1 protein-coding gene is annotated in these 1841 nt (G+C 65.8%); it reads right to left on the reverse strand.

All coding sequences use genetic code 11. From position 1 onward, the window contains the following. Positions 1–193: 193 nt before the first annotated feature. A complete protein-coding gene (locus tag AC0L28_RS34310) occupies positions 194–1687 on the reverse strand; it encodes an aldehyde dehydrogenase family protein (protein ID WP_473482892.1) in 1494 nt (497 codons plus the stop codon). Positions 1688–1841: the final 154 nt, after the last annotated feature.

Raw genomic sequence — 1841 nt, forward strand, 5'->3', positions numbered from 1 at the left:
CCCACATTCTCCCTCACCCGCTGTTTTGGGGCCCCCCCCCCCGCCCCGGCGCGCTGGCCCGCCCTGGGGGGTTTTTGGGGGAAGCGCCAACTTCGGTAATTTGGCAGCGTCCGACAGCTGTTTTCAAGCCAAGCACCCTCGGTTCAAGCCCGAGGGCGTGCTTTTGCGCGACATGCATTATTCGGCGGATCGCTCAATCGATCTTGATGAACACGCCCTTGGTGTTGAGATACTCGTCGAGGTGTTCGGCACCGCCCTCGCGGCCGTAGCCGCTCATCTTGTAGCCGCCGAAGGGCACGGCCGGATCGATGGCGTGATAGGTGTTCACCCAGACTGAGCCGGCGCGGATTTTTCGCGACAGCTGGTGGGCGGTGGCAACGTTGCGGGTGAAGACCCCGGCGGCAAGACCGTAGGGCGTGTTGTTGGCGCGCTCGACCGCCTCATCGAGCGTATCGAACGGCAGCGCCGAAATCACCGGCCCGAAGATCTCCTCGCGCGCGATCCTCATGTCGTCCGAGACATCGGCAAAGACGGTCGGCGCGACGAAATTGCCGGCGGCCAGCGCACCTTCCATGAGGCGTTGACCGCCGGTGACGAGGGTCGCGCCCTCCGCCGCGCCGGCCTCGAGATACGAGGCGACCCGTTGCAGTTGCTTTTCGGAGACGAGCGGGCCGATCTCGGTCGCCGGGTCGATGCCGTCGCCGATCCTGAGACCCTTGGCATAGGCCGCCAGCCGCTCGACAAAGTCGTCATGGACGGAGCGTTCGACGAACAGGCGCGAGCCGGCGATGCAGATCTGGCCGGAATTGGCGAACACCGACATCGCCGCCACCGGCACCGCCTTGTCGAGATCGGCGTCGGCGCAGACGATGACCGGCGACTTGCCGCCAAGCTCCAGCGAGACGCGCTTGAGGTTGCCGGCAGACGCCCGGACAATCGACTGGCCGGTTGCCGTCGAGCCGGTGAAGACGATCTTGTCGACGCCCATATGCTCGGCAAGTGCGGCGCCTGCCTCGGCGCCGGTGCCGGTCACGATGTTGACAACGCCTGGCGGAACGCCGGCCTCGTTCATGATGTCGGCGATCAGAAGCGGCGTCAGCGGAGCCTCTTCCGACGGTTTAAGCACCACGGTGCAGCCGGTCGCCAGCGCCGGTCCGATCTTCCAGATCGAAGCGGCCGTCGGGGCGTTCCACGGGATGATGGCGCCGACGACGCCGACCGGCTCCTTGCGCGTAAAGGAGACGATTTCGCCCGGCAGCGAGTTCTCGATCGTCTCGCCGTGCAGGGACGTCGCCATGCCGGCATAATAGCGCAGCATGCCGATGACACGATTGCGGTTGGCCAGGGTGCGCACGATCGGCATGCCCATGTCGGTGGTGTCCGAGCGGCTGATCTCCTCCCAGTGCTTTTCCAAAAGATCGGCGACCCTGAGCAGCAGCACCTGCCGCTCATAGGGCTTGCACCGGCTCCACGGCCCGTCGAAGGCCCTGCGCGCTGCGGCCATCGCCAGCTCAACATCCTGGCGGTCGCCGCGCGGCACCGTGGCAATGACCGCGCCGGTGGCCGGATTGCGGGTCTCCATGGTCCTGCCCGAGCGGGCGTCGACCCAGGCGCCATCGACGAACATTTTGCGGTGGCGTCCGTCGATCGGCCGGCGCAGCGCCACCGGTGCCTGAGCTATGGTCATGACGTCCTCCTCCGGCGCGCGGTAGCCTCACTTGAGATTAATTGTCGATCTCGGCGCCGCCCCTCATCGCCCTGCCAGTGTCCAGTTGAAAGATGGGTAACACTTTGAACCGGATACATGGGTTACAGTTTTCCCCCTGTCGTGTCCGCCGCAG

It is taken from the genome of Mesorhizobium sp. WSM4847 (assembly GCF_055811335.1).